The 16,007-nt window shown below is 64.9% G+C and carries 14 protein-coding genes; 9 read left to right on the top strand and 5 right to left on the bottom strand.

The genetic code is table 11. The annotated features are described in order from the left end of the window. The first annotated feature begins 45 nt into the window (after positions 1-45). From VZ068_RS00695 to VZ068_RS00685, 3 genes are all read left to right on the top strand, one after another. Complete coding sequence (locus VZ068_RS00695) at positions 46-702, top strand: SDR family oxidoreductase (RefSeq protein WP_349656572.1); 657 nt, start codon at positions 46-48, stop codon at positions 700-702. Positions 703-812: 110 nt separating this feature from the next. After that, positions 813-1,877: a M4 family metallopeptidase gene (locus VZ068_RS00690; RefSeq protein ID WP_349656571.1), complete on the top strand. Its 1,065-nt coding sequence runs from the start codon at positions 813-815 to the stop codon at positions 1,875-1,877. After that, a complete protein-coding gene (locus tag VZ068_RS00685) occupies positions 1,874-2,185 on the top strand; it encodes a protealysin inhibitor emfourin (protein ID WP_259159206.1) in 312 nt (103 codons plus the stop codon). The genes VZ068_RS00690 and VZ068_RS00685 overlap by 4 nt, the downstream gene beginning before the upstream one ends. A gap of 415 nt (positions 2,186-2,600) precedes the next feature. Here the strand turns inward: VZ068_RS00685 and VZ068_RS00680 are convergent, their stop codons facing one another. Further along, a complete protein-coding gene (locus VZ068_RS00680) occupies positions 2,601-3,041 on the bottom strand; it encodes an SRPBCC family protein (RefSeq protein WP_349656570.1) in 441 nt (146 codons plus the stop codon). Between the two features lie 272 nt (positions 3,042-3,313). Between VZ068_RS00680 and VZ068_RS00675 the strand changes: the two genes are divergently transcribed. The 3 genes from VZ068_RS00675 to VZ068_RS00665 are packed head-to-tail and all read left to right on the top strand — an operon-like array spanning position 3,314 to position 6,196. Then, the gene (locus VZ068_RS00675) at positions 3,314-4,483 is read left to right on the top strand and encodes an HDOD domain-containing protein (RefSeq protein ID WP_349656569.1); all 1,170 of its coding nucleotides are present in this window, start codon (positions 3,314-3,316) and stop codon (positions 4,481-4,483) included. Between the two features lie 3 nt (positions 4,484-4,486). Further along, positions 4,487-5,053, top strand: a complete 567-nt coding sequence (locus VZ068_RS00670; RefSeq protein ID WP_259166652.1) for a hypothetical protein — start codon at positions 4,487-4,489, stop codon at positions 5,051-5,053. A 15-nt stretch (positions 5,054-5,068) separates the two neighbouring features. Further along, positions 5,069-6,196: an XVIPCD domain-containing protein gene (locus VZ068_RS00665; RefSeq protein ID WP_349656568.1), complete on the top strand. Its 1,128-nt coding sequence runs from the start codon at positions 5,069-5,071 to the stop codon at positions 6,194-6,196. 670 nt (positions 6,197-6,866) lie between these two features. Here VZ068_RS00665 and VZ068_RS00660 read toward each other — a convergent pair. Together VZ068_RS00660 and VZ068_RS00655 are read right to left on the bottom strand one after the other, a co-directional pair. Next, a complete protein-coding gene (locus VZ068_RS00660; protein ID WP_349656567.1) occupies positions 6,867-9,158 on the bottom strand; it encodes a PAS domain-containing protein in 2,292 nt (763 codons plus the stop codon). Between the two features lie 350 nt (positions 9,159-9,508). Beyond that, positions 9,509-10,474 (bottom strand): hypothetical protein, encoded by a 966-nt coding sequence (locus tag VZ068_RS00655; protein WP_349656566.1) that lies wholly within the window; start codon positions 10,472-10,474, stop codon positions 9,509-9,511. A gap of 162 nt (positions 10,475-10,636) precedes the next feature. On the opposite strand from VZ068_RS00655, the gene VZ068_RS00650 reads away from it, so the two are divergent. Both VZ068_RS00650 and VZ068_RS00645 read left to right on the top strand, forming a co-directional pair. Continuing rightward, on the top strand, positions 10,637-12,157 hold the full coding sequence (locus VZ068_RS00650; RefSeq protein ID WP_349656565.1) for a helix-turn-helix transcriptional regulator: 1,521 nt from the start codon (positions 10,637-10,639) through the stop codon (positions 12,155-12,157). A gap of 132 nt (positions 12,158-12,289) precedes the next feature. Then, positions 12,290-12,469 (top strand): CsbD family protein, encoded by a 180-nt coding sequence (locus tag VZ068_RS00645; RefSeq protein WP_259166645.1) that lies wholly within the window; start codon positions 12,290-12,292, stop codon positions 12,467-12,469. Between the two features lie 636 nt (positions 12,470-13,105). Here the strand turns inward: VZ068_RS00645 and VZ068_RS00640 are convergent. Then, on the bottom strand, positions 13,106-13,483 hold the full coding sequence (locus VZ068_RS00640; protein ID WP_349656564.1) for a helix-turn-helix domain-containing protein: 378 nt from the start codon (positions 13,481-13,483) through the stop codon (positions 13,106-13,108). On the opposite strand from VZ068_RS00640, the gene VZ068_RS00635 reads away from it, so the two are divergent. Then, on the top strand, positions 13,442-14,746 hold the full coding sequence (locus tag VZ068_RS00635; protein WP_349656563.1) for an SDR family oxidoreductase: 1,305 nt from the start codon (positions 13,442-13,444) through the stop codon (positions 14,744-14,746). The genes VZ068_RS00640 and VZ068_RS00635 overlap by 42 nt on opposite strands. A gap of 282 nt (positions 14,747-15,028) precedes the next feature. On the opposite strand, the gene VZ068_RS00630 is transcribed toward VZ068_RS00635, so the two are convergent. Continuing rightward, complete coding sequence (locus tag VZ068_RS00630; protein WP_349656562.1) at positions 15,029-15,652, bottom strand: dihydrofolate reductase family protein; 624 nt, start codon at positions 15,650-15,652, stop codon at positions 15,029-15,031. Positions 15,653-16,007 lie beyond the last annotated feature (355 nt).

Here is a 16,007-nt window from a genome sequence, read left to right as displayed (position 1 = left end):
GATCGCCTTCGGCGCTGTGTCGGCGCGCATCGGTTGGAGTTGTGCATGTCTCGTATCCTCGTCATCGGCGGCCACGGCAAGGTGGCACGTTTGCTCACCCCACTGCTGTTGACCGGCGGCCATCACGTCACCGCACTGTTCCGCAATCCCGAGCACGAAGGCGATGTGATTGCCGATGGCGCCACGCCGGTGGTGTTCGACATCGAACACGCCGATACCGACGCCATCGCCGCGCAGCTGGCCGGCCACGATGCGGTGGTGTGGTCGGCCGGTGCCGGTGGCGGCGATGCCGCACGCACCTATGCAGTAGACCGCGATGCGGCGATCCGCTCGATGCATGCGGCCGAACAGGCGCGCGTACGCCGCTACGTGATGGTGTCGTATCTGGGCGCCGGGCTGGAACACGGCATCGGGCCGGACGACGGCTTTTTCGCCTATGCCCAGGCCAAGGCGGCGGCCGATGCGCATCTGCGCGGCACCGCGCTGGACTGGACCGTGCTCGGCCCCGGCCGGCTGACGCTCGATGCGCCTACGGGCCGCATCGCTCGCGACCCGGGCAGCAATGCCGACGGTGGCGTCTCGCGTGCCAATGTGGCCCAGGTGATCGCCGCAGCACTGGCAACGCCGGCCACCATCGGCAAGACGGTGGGCTTTATCGACGGCCCGACCCCGATCCAGGACGCCTTGTCGCAGCTGGAATGAACGCCAGCCCTGTCGCAACCCGTTGCATGCGCGCAACATGATCAGGCCTAACGTTTTCCTAAACCCGGCCTGGTCATAGTCGCGGGCGCACCCCATTGTGGAGTCCGCTCATGTCTGCGCCCCTCGCCCCGCGCCGTGCCGGCATCCTGCCGCCGTATCTGCTGGACCATGTGGCACAGGCGGCGCCCGAGCATGCACGCCATTGCGCGCAGCTGTCCCGCCAGATCACCGCCCACCTGCGCCAGCAGCGCGCGCGTGGGCTGCTGGCACGCGCAGAGGTCCTCGCAGCGGATGCCGCACCGGCCACGCAAGCGGTGCGGCGGCGTATCTACGATGCGCAGCAAGGCACCGCCTTGCCCGGCATCCTGGTGCGCGACGAAGGCGCTGCGGCCACCGGCGATGTGGCCGTGACCGAGGCCTACGATTATCTCGGTGCCACGCATGATTTCTTCCAGACCGTGTACGGGCGCAATTCCATCGATGGCGCAGGCATGCCGTTGATCGGCAGCGTGCATTACGAGCGCGGTTACGACAACGCATTCTGGGATGGCGAACAGATGGTGTTCGGCGATGGCGATGGCGAGGTCTTCAACCGCTTTACCATCGCCATCGATGTGGTGGGCCATGAGCTCGCTCACGGCGTCACCGAACGCACTGCCAACCTGATCTACCAGGGGCAATCGGGCGCGTTGAACGAATCGGTGTCGGATGTGTTCGGCGTGCTGATCAAGCAGTACGCGTTGCGCCAGAGCGCAAGCGAGGCCGACTGGATCATCGGTGCGGGCCTGTTGATGCCGGGCATCAACGGTGTGGGCCTGCGCTCGATGCGCGCGCCGGGCAGCGCGTACGATGACCCTGCACTGGGCAAAGATCCGCAACCGGCCACGATGGCCGACTACGTCAACACGCAGGAGGACGACGGCGGCGTGCACTACAACTCCGGCATCCCCAATCACGCGTTCTATCGCGCTGCGGTCGCGATCGGCGGGGCTGCGTGGGAGAAGACCGGCCGCATCTGGTACCGCACGCTCACCGGTGGCGACCTGGCCGCCGGTGCCGACTTCGCCACCTTTGCCGCACGCACCGTCACTGTCGCCAGCACCGATTACGGCGCCAACAGCGCAGAGGCACGCGCCGTGCAACAGGCCTGGCGCGACGTGGGCGTGCTGGCATGAGTCCACAGCGGCCGCCAGTGGAGTCGGGCGTGACCCTGCGCCTTGCACGCGAGGGCGGCGTGGCGGCATTCCCGGCCATGCGCCGCGAGCGGCAACTGCCGATGGATGCATTGGACGATGCGCAGCGGCTGCACCTGCGCGCGTTGCTGGACCAATGCCTGGTGCATGCGTTGCCGCGCCCGCAGGCGGGTGGCGGCGACCGGCGCTATTTCAGCATCGCCTGGGACGGTGCCAGCGAACCGCTGCGCATTCCCGAAGAACATGCGCCGGCCGAACTCGTGCGGCTATGGAAGCAGGGCACGCTGTAGCGCGAGGTGTGCTGCACTGATCGTGCTCCTGGTGCACCGCACGCGTGCGCATCACGCGCAGACGAAGACACCGCGCAATGCGCGGTGTCTGTCGATGGAAAGTGGTCCAACTGCGGATGCCTGCACCCTTTAAGCTGCCTAGATGCTCTAGAACTGCACAGCTGGTGACGCATGGTGCAGACCCCTGCGTTAGCGTGACGTGCAGCGCAGTGGTCAGCTTGAAGACACACCCATCATTGCTGCAGTGCAGCCATCGCAGCCGACATCGCCCCGCCCCTTGCAGCAGCTGGCGCCACGCATGTTGCGCACACCCAACCTGCCGTTAGACGCGCCTGCGACAAGATGCACGCCCGATGACTGCCGGTGCGCAACACGCCCGCACTTCAGCTCCCACGCGGCACCGATGACGGCGCGCTCAGTGCGCCGGTTCCGCTTCGACCAGATGCGCCAGCAGCGTCAGCGAGTCCTGCCATCCCAGGTAACAGGCGTAGAGCGGAATCTGCTCGGGGATGCCTTCCTGCACGATGTGCACATCGGTGCCGCAGGGCAGCGCATGCAACTGCACGGTGGTCAGCATGGTGCCCGGCAACGCCGGGTCGTCGAAAACGTCGTTGTAGCGCAGCAAGGCGTTGGGCTGCAGCTCCAGGTACGTGCCGCCAAAGGCATGGCGCTGGCCGTTGGCGAAGTTGGTGAATGCCATCCGGAAGGTGCCGCCCACCTGCGCATGCAGGTGTTCGACCTTGCCGGTGAAGCCGGCCGGTGGCAGCCACTTGGCCAATGCATCGGCATCGAGGAAGGCGCGGTAGATGCGCTCGGGGCTGGCACGCACGACGCGGTGCAGCGTGACGGTGGACATGGCGCACTCGCTTGGCTGGCAGAGGACGCCCAGCATGCTACCGCGCGATGACCCTGGCGCGCAGCTGCCGCAGCTTGCACACGGCGGGCGACGCCGCATGCGCAAGGTGGCGCGCGCGCATCGCATGCATCGGTGACGGCCGGGCGTGAACGCCTGCCCGGCCGCGCTCGTCCCTGGGCACTGACGGTCACGCGATGTCCCCGCCACGGCGCGCGACATTGCCGCCACGCCCGCCATCGCCGATAGTCGCGGCACTGATCAGACAACTGCCTATGATGCTCGCGATTGTGTTGCTGCTTGTTGCCGGACTTGTTGCCGTGGCGATGATTGTCGGAGCCATCGTGTGGTGGATGCGCCTGCGCCAGGGTGCGCCCGAGCCTGCGGCCCCGGCAGTCGGTGGTTCCGCGGCCTCCGATGCGCCGGCCGCGTCAGGCGCGGTCGCGCCGGCACCCATCGCGATGGAGACGCAGGCGCCGCCGCCAGCGCCTGCCGCGGCGCAGCCCTTGCAGGCCGAGCCGCCGCCGATGCGTCCGCTGTTGCGGCGCATGTATGCCTCGGTGATGGCCGCCCCGTCGCTGGCCGACGGCAGCCTGCCCGGCGATCCCGCGCAGGCGGCCGTGCTGGACGCGGCGACCGCCGCGCTCGACCACGTCGACCTGCGCCCGCAGCTGTTGCCGCGCCGCCCGCACCTGCTGCCGCAGCTGATGCGCGCGGTCAACGACCCGGACGCGTCCGGGCGCGGTATCGCCGCGATCATCGCGCAGGACCCGGCGCTGGCGGCCAGCCTGCTGCGCATCGCCAACAGTGCGCTGTACCGCCCGCAGGGCGCTCCGCTGGAAAGCCTGGAGCGCGCGGTGGTGCACATCGGCACCGAGGGCGTGCGCCAGATCGTCGCCGCGGCGGTGATGCAACCGGTGTTGAGCCTGGACGGCGGCCTGCACGCGCGGCTGCCCGCGGCGGTGTGGGATTACGCGCTGCGCACCGCCACCGCGGCGGCCGCCTACATGCGCGGACGCGGCGGCGATACCTTGTCGGCGCAGCTGGCCGGCCTGCTGCAGGGCCTGGGCGCGGTGGTGATCCTGCGCGTGTTGCGCGATGCCTATGCCGAGCGCCCCGGCCTGCCCTACAGCCTGGAGGTGGCCGCGGCCCTGGTCGACCGCCACACCGCCGCAGTGGCCAAGACCATCGCCACCACCTGGGAGCTGCCCGCAACGCTGGGCACCGCGCTGGACGAGCAGCGCCCCGAGCACGACAGCACCTTGCTGGCCACCTCATTGGGCCGCGCACTGCGCTACGGCCGCCTGGCCGCTGCGCTGGCCATGCTGGCCCGGCATGGCGCCGAGCAGGAAGACCATGCTCTGAGCGTGCTAGCCACGCTGGAGCCGGACGACGCCGCCAACGCGGCCTTGTGGCAACGGCTGGTGGCTGCCAGCGTGGAGTAGCACGTGTCTACAGCGGCCGTGATGCGGACTTCACTGACTTCGATGACCCGGGCGAGTTATTGTTACGGCGTTCTTGCAGATCGCGCTTTATCGATTTCTGTCGTGATCTTTGGATACAAAACGCCGGATTTCGTCCTTGGGGCCAACGACCCAAGACACCGTCAGCGACCAAAATTGAATGGGGGTTGTCTCATGTGGGTGAAGATGCGATCCAGGTGCATGATCTGCACAATCTCTGCCTCCCTTTTGCTGCTTAACTCATTGACGGCCTGTGCCATGCAATCCAATCAGGAACTCGATACGGCCTCCTGGAAATCGCAACGAGGCGTTGACTTCGAAAAAAATAATCGCATCTATATGATGGAAGCCGTCGAGGGTGTAATCCATGTGGGAATGAGCAAGAAAGATGTGCTCATTCTGCTGGGCCCTCCCGATTATTCCGAAGACGGTGAGGGAACATCAACCGATGTGTACTATCTTGGAATTTCTCCATACGCAGGAGACACACAAGAGTACGACATTAAATACAAAGACGGGAAAGTGGTCAGCCACAATATCGTGCAAGGTTAAAAGGAGATAACAGGGATGTCAGACAGACTCGACCTCGATCGGATCCGCAGCACTTTTCAGGTGCAAGACGATCAAATGATCGAATACCACCCAAGGTTGGCCGGGAAACTGAATATACCGTTTTCGCCCTCGATTAAAGTCACGGCGACAGAGGGAAAGCTCATGGATGAGATGACCTGGAGTAGAGGCTTGCAAGGTCTGTTCGAGCTCAAGAACACCCAGGATCTCGCATTCAGCGAGAGTAGACGCCGATTCCCGAATCAGCCGGTACCTGACAATGTTCCAGACAATCGAGCAAAGGAGTGGCAACTCAACGATGGCCACCGTGATGCTTTTCGTCATACGTACTGGAATGCCTTGCTTGTCAAAGAATTTGGAAACGAATGGGCAGAGGCGCTTGCAACGGCACACGAAGGAATGCCGGAAAACCCTGCAAACCGCGAAGCGATGGATCTATACAACAATAAGATTGGCAGAGGCATCGCGGCGGACAATCCCGGCGCATCCGAAGAGCAGCTTGCGCAATTGGTGGGTAATGCACTGAAGGAAGGCAAGTTGATTCTTATGGATCGTAACGGGGCGCTTGCGTGGAGCGATCAAGTCCAAGTTGGCCAACACGGACTTTCACCCAAAGAAGCGATTGAAGGACACCTGAAGACGCCGGAAGTCGTACCAGCAGCACCGCGAGCATCTGGCTTTTTCGGTGCCGCTACGCCGAGCGTCGACGAGTTGACACCACAACATCCAGATCATCCTCGTTACGCCCTATATCAGCAATGCAGAGCCGGCGTCGTTGCGCTGGACCACCAACTTGAACGAGAGCCAGATGGGAAGAGTGCGTGTATGGCGGCAAGCCTTACCAACCTTGCTGTGGCAAATGGCCTAGAGCGCGTCGACCACGTAATGCTGAGCGATCAAGGCAAGCAGGCTAATCTGGGACAGAACGTGTTTGTCATACAGGGTGAACTTAACGACCCCGCTCATTTGCGCGCGCATATGTCGACAGATCAGGCAATCTCTACGCCTGTAGAAACTTCGTTTCGCGAGATGGCGCATGTGGAACAGCGCAACCAGGCTTTGCAAAGTCAACAAGCCATGGCGCAACAGCAGGACGAGCAGGTCAAAGCCATACAACGGGTATAAGTGCAGGCTGCGGCACTTGATGAGCACTTGCATCGAAACGGACGGAAATGAATGGTTTTGGTGACACTGTGCTTACTGCATCGGTAGAGCTAGTAGGGTGCGCCGGCGCCCGGCGCCATAATGCCATCGTCCAGAAGTAGGAGCAGCAGCACCGCACTTCAGGCGGACGGCCCGGGCCCAGGCAATCTGGCCTTCTTCTCGCTAGGACGCAGAGCGCGGCGGCATCGCTGGCGGCGGCCTTGCGGTCATTGTCCGCATCCTAGAAGTCATCCTTGAAACGCTATGCTTCAGTTCGGCCTTGCAGGTGTGGTATTGCTTGGGCTGCATGCTAGCCACTCGTGTCCCACGTCCGTTCGATGCTCCGCTTCCTGATTTCATGCAGAGCACCGGTGAGCGGACTCGCAAGCCTTAGCCGATCCAGCGACTCCTTGCCGACCACGCGACACGCTGGAAGACCAGGCGCAACAAAGCATCCCCGGCAAGCACTGCGAGCGTGGTGATTAGCGCATCGCGATACGCTCACCAAACAGCTTGCGCGATCAACGCCGCGACAAGTGATGCAGACCACTGCAACCGGCAACCGGCAACCAGCGCCGCCGGCCATGGACGCACGCTGCAACGGTCGCGGCGCCGGATGTCGCGGCGCAGGTGACTGCTTGTGCCGGCGCACTCATGCCTGGGCGGCGATCAGCTCCTTCACCCGTGCGGTCAGCACGCTCACGCTGAAGGGCTTGGTCAGCACCGCCATGCCCGCTTCCAGGTGGCGGTCGTCCAGCAAGGCGTTCTCGGCGAAGCCGGTGATGAAAAGGACCTTGAGCCCGGGGCGGTGGGCGCGGCCGGCGTCGGCCATCTGACGGCCGTTCATGCCGCCGGGCAGGCCCACGTCGCTGATCAGCAGATCGATGCGCGCAGCCGATTGCAGCAGGCCCAGGCCGGCCACGCTGTCGCCGGCTTCGACGACGGTATAACCCAACTCCTGCAATACCTCGCTCAGCAGCAGACGGATGGACGGTTCGTCGTCGACGATCAGCACCGTCTCGCCGGCATCGGTAGGCGTGAGTTGCAACGGGTCGGCGTGGGCATCGGGCTGGATTGCATCGCCCAGGTGGCGCGGCAGATACAGGCACACGCTGGAGCCCTTGCCCACTTCCGACTGGATCCGCACCTGCCCGCCGGATTGCTTGGCAAAGCCATAGATCATCGACAGCCCCAGCCCGGTGCCTTCTCCCAGCGGCTTGGTGGTGAAGAACGGGTCGAATGCGCGCGCCACCACGTCCGGCGGCATGCCGGTGCCGGTGTCGCCGACGCATAGCCACAGGTACGGGCCCTGGCGCATGCCCAGTTGCCGTGCCAGGTCGTGGTCGATCCAGTGGTTGCCGGTCTCGATGTGCAGCCGCCCGCCATCGGGCATGGCATCGCGCGCATTGATGCACAGGTTGAGCAATGCGTTTTCCAGCTGCGATGCATCCACCAGCGCGGGCCACAGCGCGGCATTGGGGGTGTAGTCCACCTGGATGCCCGGGCCCACCGTGCGCTGCACCAGCTCCAGGATATCGGCGATCAACTGGCTGACGTCGGTCGGCTTGGGCAGCAAGGTCTGCCGCCGCGCAAACGCCAGCAAGCGGTGCGTCAACGCCGCAGCGCGCGTGGTGGCGCTCTGCGCAATCCCCAGATAGCGCGGCAGTTCCGGGAAGCGCTGCTGCTCCAGGCGCAGCGTCATCAATTCCAGCGCACCGGAAATGCCGGCCAGCAGATTGTTGAAGTCGTGCGCCAGCCCGCCGGTGAGCTGCCCCACCGCTTCCATCTTCTGCGATTGGCGCAGCGCTTCTTCGGCCGCCATCAGCTCGCGCGTGCGCGCGGTGACGCGCTGCTCCAGCGTCTGGCTCAGGTCGCGCAGCGCGGCCAATGCACGGTCGCGTTCTTCGGACAGGGCATGGCGTGCGTCGATATCCAGCAGCACGCCGGGAAACCGCAGCGGCGTGCCATCGGGCGCATGTTCCACACGGCCGTTGGCTTCCAGCCAGTAGTAATTGCCATCGCGTCGCCTGACCCGGTACTGGTGCGCATACGCACCGCCACGCGCGATCGCAGTGCTGATCGCCGCACGCAGGCCATCGCGATCGTCCGGGTGCACGGTGGCGATGACCTGCTCCAACGGCAGGCCGGTGCGGCTGATGGACGGGTCGAAGCCGAAGGTCTCGGCAAAGGCTTCGTCGACCGAAAACGCATCGTTTGGCAGATCCCAGATCCAGGTGCCGATGATCGCGCCGGCGGCCAGCGCCAGCTGCAGGCGTTCGGCATTGCGGCGCGCAACGGTCTCCGCTTCCAGCGCACGATCGCGCTCGCTGGTGCGGTTGACCACCTCATGCACCAGGTGGGTGTTCTCGTCGCTCAGCAGCGCATGCTGCATGTCGCGGTTGCGATCGGCCGCCACCTGCGCAGTGGTTTCGATGGCGATGTTCATCAAGCCCACGATGCTGCCGTCCTCGCCGCGGATCGGCGAGGCAGTGGCATTCCAGTAGGTCATCTCGCTGATGCCGTTGCGGCGCATCGGCAAGGCGATGACCCCCTGGCCGAAGCCTTCGCCGGTCTGCATCACCCGGTCGAAGTCCTGCGCGATGGGCGCATAGGTTTCGCCCCAGACCTCGGCCACCGGCTGCCCCAGGGCATGCGGATGGCGGTCGCCCAACGATTGCAGGTACACATCGTTGTAGAACATGCGCAGGTCCGGCCCCCACAGCACCGCACCCAGCAACTTGGCGTTGAGCACCATCGACAACGCCGAGCGCAGCGATTGCGGCCAGCAGTGCGGGTCGCCCAGCGGCGTGGCCGCCCAGTCGTGCGCACGGATGGCCGCGCCCATGACGCCGCCGCCGGACAGGAATTCCAGACCGTTCGGCTCGATGGCGGAGTGCGCTGTGCTCACGTGGTGGCGGCCGTGCCTGGTTGGAAGTGGGCGCATTGTTGCATGCGCTCCTGCGCGCGATGTGCAGTGCCCGTGCGGCGTCGGCTGCCTGAGTCTGGGTTGGCCCGATGTCTGCGATGGCGCAGGCAGCGTGCTGGCCTGCAGGGTGCTGGCGACGCGGCTGAGGCGGACCCGGCGTGCCGGCACCCACGCCTGCTCCGCCCGCCACACACACAAAAACACCGGGCCACCCCTGGATGGCCCGGTGTCGAGCACGTCGCGGCATCCATCGCCGGAAGGGTTGCCCCTGCAGCTTGCTCGAGTCCTGCTCCTTCGACAGCGCCGGCTTGCGCACGGTGCCCTGCTGCAGGCCACCGTTCCCCACCGTGTGCCTTCGACGCGAGGGCTTACACCTCGACGATCGGGTCGCTGCGGCGGCCGAAACGGCCCGCGCCAAACGCGATGCCGGCACCCAGGATCAGCAGCACCAGGGTGGTCCAGGCCGCGCGCGACACGCCGCGGGCGGCCACATCACCGGCCTGGCGGGCCTTCTGCTCGGCGGTGCGCTTGAGCGCGGCATACTGCGCCATGGCCTGCTGGTAGGTCTGCGCGTAGTTGTCGGCAATCTGCTCGGCCTGCGCGCGCGGCTTGCCGGTACGGGCCATGATCAGGTTGACCAGGGCATCGCGGTCGGCGGCATCGATGGCCGGCCTGGCCTGGGCACGCACCCGGTCGAACCAGGCGGCAAAGGCATCCGGTGCCGCCTGCGGGGTCTGCGCCGCGGTGCTGGCGGTGGCCTTGCCGTCGGTGGTGGCACCTTCGGCCTGGTCCTTCAGGCGCTCGGGGGCGAGCTCGGCCTTGCCGGTCTGGCGCAGCGCCGTTTCCAGCTGGCCGCGCAGGTCGCCCCAATCCAGGTCGATGCCCTGCTTCTTGAGCTCATCCTGCACGCCGTTGCCCAGCGTCGGGGCGGCGGCGGCAATCCCCTGCCCGGTCAGCGACAGGCCCTTGCCCACCACGCCGGACACTGCACCCACCGCGCTGCTGGCCAGCGCGGCCACCAGCCAGGTGGTCAGCAGCGAGGTCAGCGCCCAGCTCAGCAGGCCGTGCGTACCGCCGCGGGAGGTGGCCAGCCGGCCGGCGACGAATGCACCCACCGCAATCGAGACGAGGGTGCTCAGGCCCAGCCAGATGCCGGCGCCGGTACCCAGCCCGCTGACCGGGTTGGCCTCGCGCAGCGGGTCGATGGTGGACGCGCCGATCGCGGTGCCCAGCACGCTCAGGGTCAGATAGGTCACCAGTGCGATGGTGCAGCCGGCGAGCACGGCGCCCCACGACATCTTGGGGGCGTAGGAATGACGGACAACCTGTGCCATGGAGTGGCCTCATTGCAGTGAAAGTGCGGCCAGTGTGGAAGCGCCGCCGGCTCGACGCCTGAGCCGGATGCACCAGTGCAGCTAGTGCATTCGCGTCAGGCAGCCGCTACCGTGAGCGCCCACTGTTGCGCTCTACCGCCGTTGTTTGCCCGAGGGTCACCCATGTCGTCAGGCAGTGAAGCCACACCTCCCAGCAGCCCGCCCAGTTCTACCAACCGTCGCCAGCTGCAGCAGATCATCACCGGCTTGAGCGAAGGGGTGATCCTGATCGAGCCGGATCAGACCATTGCCTGGGCCAACGAGGCCGCGCTGGCCATGCATGGCGCCAGCGAACTCTCCGAGCTGGGCGCCACCGTCAGCGACTACCGCGCCCGCTTCCAGCTGCGCTATCGCAACAACCATCGCTTGAACGCCGGCAACTACCCCATCGACCGCGTGATTGCCGGCGAAGTGTTCAACGACGTGGTGGTGGAAGTGTTCCGCGAAGGCAGCGATGCGCAATGGGTGCATCGCGTGCGCAGCCTGGTGCTCACCGACGCGCAAGGCGAGCCGGATTGCCTGGTGCTGATCGTGGCCGATGCCAGCGACTGGGCCAGCGCCGAACAACGCTTCGAGCGCACCTTCAATGCCAACCCCGCACCGGCCTGCATCTGCCGGCTCGAAGACAAGCGCTATATCAAGGCCAACCAGGGTTTCCTGGAAATGACCGGCTACACGCGCGAAGCGGTGGTGGGCAAGAGCGTGTTCGAAGTGGACGTGATGGAGATGGCCGACCGCCGTGAGCTGGGGCTTGAACGGCTCAACGAGGGCGCCACCATCCCGCAGATGCAGGCCGAACTCAGCCTGCCCGATGGCACCACCAAACTGGTGGTGGTGGCCGGCCAGCCGATTGAAATCGGCGAAGAAGCCTGCATGCTGTTCACCTTCATGGACCTGGAACCGCGCCGCCGCGCCGAGGTGGCGTTGCGGCAAAGCGAGGAACGCTTTGCCAAGGCCTTCCGCATCACCCCGGTACCCACCCTGATGTGCAATGCAGAGACCTTGCAGATCGTGGAGATCAACGATGCCGTGTCGCAGATCACCCAGTACGCCACTGAAGACATCGTCGGCAAGCCCATCGAGGAAATCGGCCTGTTTCCCGGCCGCCAGGCCTACCAGCAGTTTCATCGCGCGCTTGCCGAAACCGGCAGCATGCTCAATGTCGAATACGCCATTGCACGCAAGGACGGCGAGCAACTGGACTGCCTGGTCTCCGCAGAAACCGTCAGCATCCACGGCGTGCAGTGTTATCTGCTGTCGCTGATGGACATCACCGACCGCAAACGCACCGAGATGGAACTGGTGACCGCCATCGAAGCGGTGATGCAGGACGCCTCGTGGTTCAGCCAGAGCCTGCTGGAAAAACTGGCCAACGTGCGCCGCGCCAACCGGCCCAGCCAGACCACCGGCTGCGGCATCGCCGAGCTCACCGACCGCGAACGCGACGTGCTCGGACACCTCGCCGAAGGCCTGGCCGACAAACAGATTGCGCAGGCGCTGGGCGTGGCGCCCAATACGGTGCGCAATCACGTGGCGGCGTTGTATTCAAAGATCGACGTGCATAGCCGCGGTGAAGCGATCGTGTGGGCACGCGAACGCGGCTTTGCCGGCCGCAGCGCCAAACCGGCAACGCGCAAGAAGTAACTGCATCCGTTGGCGCGAATGCACCAACGCGGTTAGTGCATTCGCAACTGGGCTGGCCGAATGCGAGCGCACATCATGCTCACACCGGCCCAGACAGACTGGCCGGGTTCCCCAAACTACGAGAAACGTCCCATGGATAAGAACCGTATCGAAGGTACTGCCAAGCAGGTCAAGGGCTCGGTCAAGGAAGCCATCGGCCGCGTCACCGGCGACAAGAGCACCGAGCTCGAAGGCGCTGCCGAAAAGAACGTGGGCAAGGTGCAGCGCAAGGCTGGCGAAGTGGCCGACAAGGTCCGCGACGCGTCCAAGTAAGTGTGACGCCAGGGTTTGCGAGATTGGGAAGTGCAAGAGTGACGCGATACGTCAACCACGGTTGTCGAACAGCAACCTGTCGGCGACTTCGGTCGATGCGTAGCGTTGTTCTTCCAAGCAGAAGCTTGGCTAGTGGGACCGTCGTTGTCATCATCAAATAGCAATTTGATAATGCGGGTTATGTATCTTGATCACCTGCCTGGTGCGACAACTGGGAGCCCACAGCAGCTTGCACTCTCCATCAACTCGCTTTGCGAGCGCTCAAGCGCAGCGCACCTTCCCTGTTAAGCGACAAACAAGCAACGACGCCCCGACTCAATCGGGGCGTCGTTGTTTTATCGTATCCAGTCACAAGCCAGGTTACCTGGCCAAGCGGTAGCCAGCCAACGCACGCCCCGCAAGCCAGCCGAAGCACCTGCAGCCGCTCCCTTCTCCCCTCGGGAGAAGGTGGCCCGAAGGACCGGATGAGGGTAGGTGAAAAGCCTGATGCAACTAGGCAACTACGCATAGTCCGTTCCCTCGCCCCAACCCCTCTCCCGCGAGGACAGGGGCCAGTCACCGCTCACCTCGAGCGCCTGCATATGCGCCGCTCCCAACCTTTAACAGCGCACACACGACCTCGCTAACGTACGCATGCTAGGCGCGCGCCTTTCGCCCACGCGTGGCCGGGCGCTTGGCGATGGTCGTCCCATATTCCTGCCACCACACCGTCAGCGCCTCCATCGTCGCACCAAGTCCGCGCGCCTTGGCTGTGATTGCGTATTCAACGCGCGGCGGCACTTCTGCAAACACCGTGCGGGTGATCAAGCCATCCGCTTCCAGCTCGCGCAACTGTGCGGTCAGCATGTGCTGAGTGATGCCCGGGATCGCCTTGCGCAGCTCGCCAAAGCGATACATGCGTTGATTGAGCAGCCACATGATTTCCAGTTTCCATTTGCCCGAGAGTAGCGCGAATGCACGGCGCATTTCCTCGTGCATGTTGACCGTGCCGGTCTCAATGGTCTGCTTTTTCATACTAAGCACCAGCTATTCATCCTACTTTTCAAGGGTCATCTTAGTCGACATTCTGCGTGCATCTCGCAGCGGCGTGTCGCACACCAGATGGCCATTTACGTTTATTGGATCAGCACCGTACTGCTGTGTTTGCTCTATCTGAGCTCTGCCGCCTTGTATCTCGCCAAGGGCGAGTTCGTGCACAAGGCGCAGGCCGAGCTGGGCTATTCGGCGCCCCTGTTGGTGCCGTTCATGATCGCGATCAAGCTGCTGGCACCGCTGCTGATCGTGTCGCGCTTCAACTTGGCGTTGAGCGATCTGGCGTATGCAGGTGTGTTGTACCACCTGCTTCTGTCGGGGATGGCACACCTGGGTGTGCGTAAGCCCAAAGGCGCGCTTCCTGCGGTGCTGGGCCTGGTGTTTCTGGTCGTCTCGTTCGGCACCCAAAACCTCGCCCGCCAACCGCCTTCACCTTACGCGCCGGCCATCGCCGCGCTGCAGCCGCTGACGCCCTCATCCAACACTTCATCGCACCAGGAATCCCGCATGACACGTCTCAACGGAAAGGTTGCCATCGTGATGGGTGGCGGGCGCGGCATTGGCCGCGCCACGGCCAAGCTGTTCGCAACAGAAGGGGCCAAGGTCGCGGTGCTCTCCCTCACGCAGGCCAACATCGACGCAGTGGTTCACGACATCAACGTGGCTGGAGGCACGGCCATTGGCGTGCGCTGCGATGTGCGCGATGCAGACGCCATCAAGGCAGCGGTCAGGACGGTGGTCGATACCTGGGCCGGCGTCGACATCCTGGTGAACAATGCCTTCGACCCGTCAGCGGTGTTCTCGCCGGTCATCGACCTGTCGGCGGAGCAGCTGCAGCGCAACTTCGACATAGGCCCACTGGCGTACCTGCGCAGCATGCAGGCCTGCCACCCGTATCTGAAAGCCAGTGGCCAGGGCCGCGTCATCAATCTCGGTTCGGCGGGCGGCTTGCTCGGCATGGTGGGCTACGCCCCCTATGGCATGGCGAAGGAGGCGGTGCGCGCACTGACACGCGTGGCCGCGCGCGAATGGGGCGCCGACGGGATCACCGTCAACAACGTCATGCCCATTGCCGACACCTTCGGCAGCGACCGCCCGCCCTTGCCCAATGTGTTCGACCGCAACGGCTCGCCCGAGCATGACATTGCGCCGGTGATCCTGTTTCTTGCCAGCCAGGATGCGCAGTTCATCACCGGCTACAGCCTCACCCCGGACGGCGGCATGGTCATCGACGCGGCGCGCTAGGTCACGCACGCAAGCTGCGCCCGCGAGGCCGCGACGCGATGGTCCAGCGTCTGCCGGTGAACCGTGTGCTGAGTGATCCAGGCAGCACGCGGTGGCGCGTCGCTGCGATGCACCCCTGGATGCGCTCGCAGCCAAGCATCAAGGCGACCTTGCCTCACGCTGCGCCGCCTGATCCACACCGAGGGGTGCCATCGCAGCTATCCCCATCGCGCGGCCGGTACCGTCCCAGCTGTGCGCGCCCTGCCAGCAGCGACGTACCAGCACTGACGCCGACGCACGCGCTCACACCGGCCGATACGTCTGCGCCATGAAGCCGCTGGGGAAGGTCTTGGTGCCGACCAGCGTGAGCGCACGTGGTGCGGGCAGGCCATCGAAGATCGGCACGCCCTTGCCGAGCACGATCGGGTACACGCCCAGGACATACTCATCCACAAGATTGTGCGCAATCAAACTGCGCGCAAACGCCGCGCCGCCATGGGCGATGATCGGCTTGTTGCCCTGCATCTTGAGCTTGGCCACTTCCTGTGCAAGGTCGCCACTGGCCACATGGGCCTGCGACCAGCTCTGCGCGCCAGCCTGCAGTGGCGCGCCAGCAACATCGGCCCGTGCCTGCGCAGCCGCGAGCGCGGTAACGGCCGCTTCCAGCACTCCAGCACCCTGCGCAGAAAATACCGCCTTGGGGATCTGATTCATCGGCGGCGCAAACGGCGAGTCGGCCGTCGGCCAGAACGACGCCATCCCTGCGAACACACGGCTGCCCATGATGTGCAGGCTGGCTTCCCACGCAGTGGCGACCTTCCAGGCGATTGCCTCCTGGTCGCCGCTGAACATCCAGTCCACCTCGCCATCCGGCCCGCTGACAAAGCTGTCCAACGACACCGACATCATCAATTTCAGCTCGCGCATTGCAGGTTCCTTGTGCGCCCGGCAGGCGCGATACGGTGGTAGGCGGGACGCAGCCTTGCAACGATGACGAGCCGACTGTACGGAATTCGCCATGCGCGTGCACTGCGTTGCCTGCGGCCAAACGCACCCTCCGGCAGCAGGCGCGGCCGTGCGGTGGGGCTGGGACAGTCTTGGTTCCCGCTACTGACGATCAAAGGAGTTTCGCTGGCATCTTTTTCGGGTGCCGCCGCGGCATATGTCCAGGCACACCTCATCGACTCGCAAGCGGGAGCAGCAAGCAGATGGCTGCAGTAAGCTCAGCGCCACTACATGACTGCGTCTGATGGGGTCCCGTGCCATGCCAGCAGCCGTAGAC

The sequence above is a fragment of the Xanthomonas sp. 10-10 genome, assembly GCF_040182365.1.
Classification (GTDB): Bacteria; Pseudomonadota; Gammaproteobacteria; order Xanthomonadales; family Xanthomonadaceae; genus Xanthomonas; species Xanthomonas arboricola_F.
Note: the sequence above shows the minus strand (reverse complement) of the source record. Positions and strands in the feature narration are given on the sequence as shown.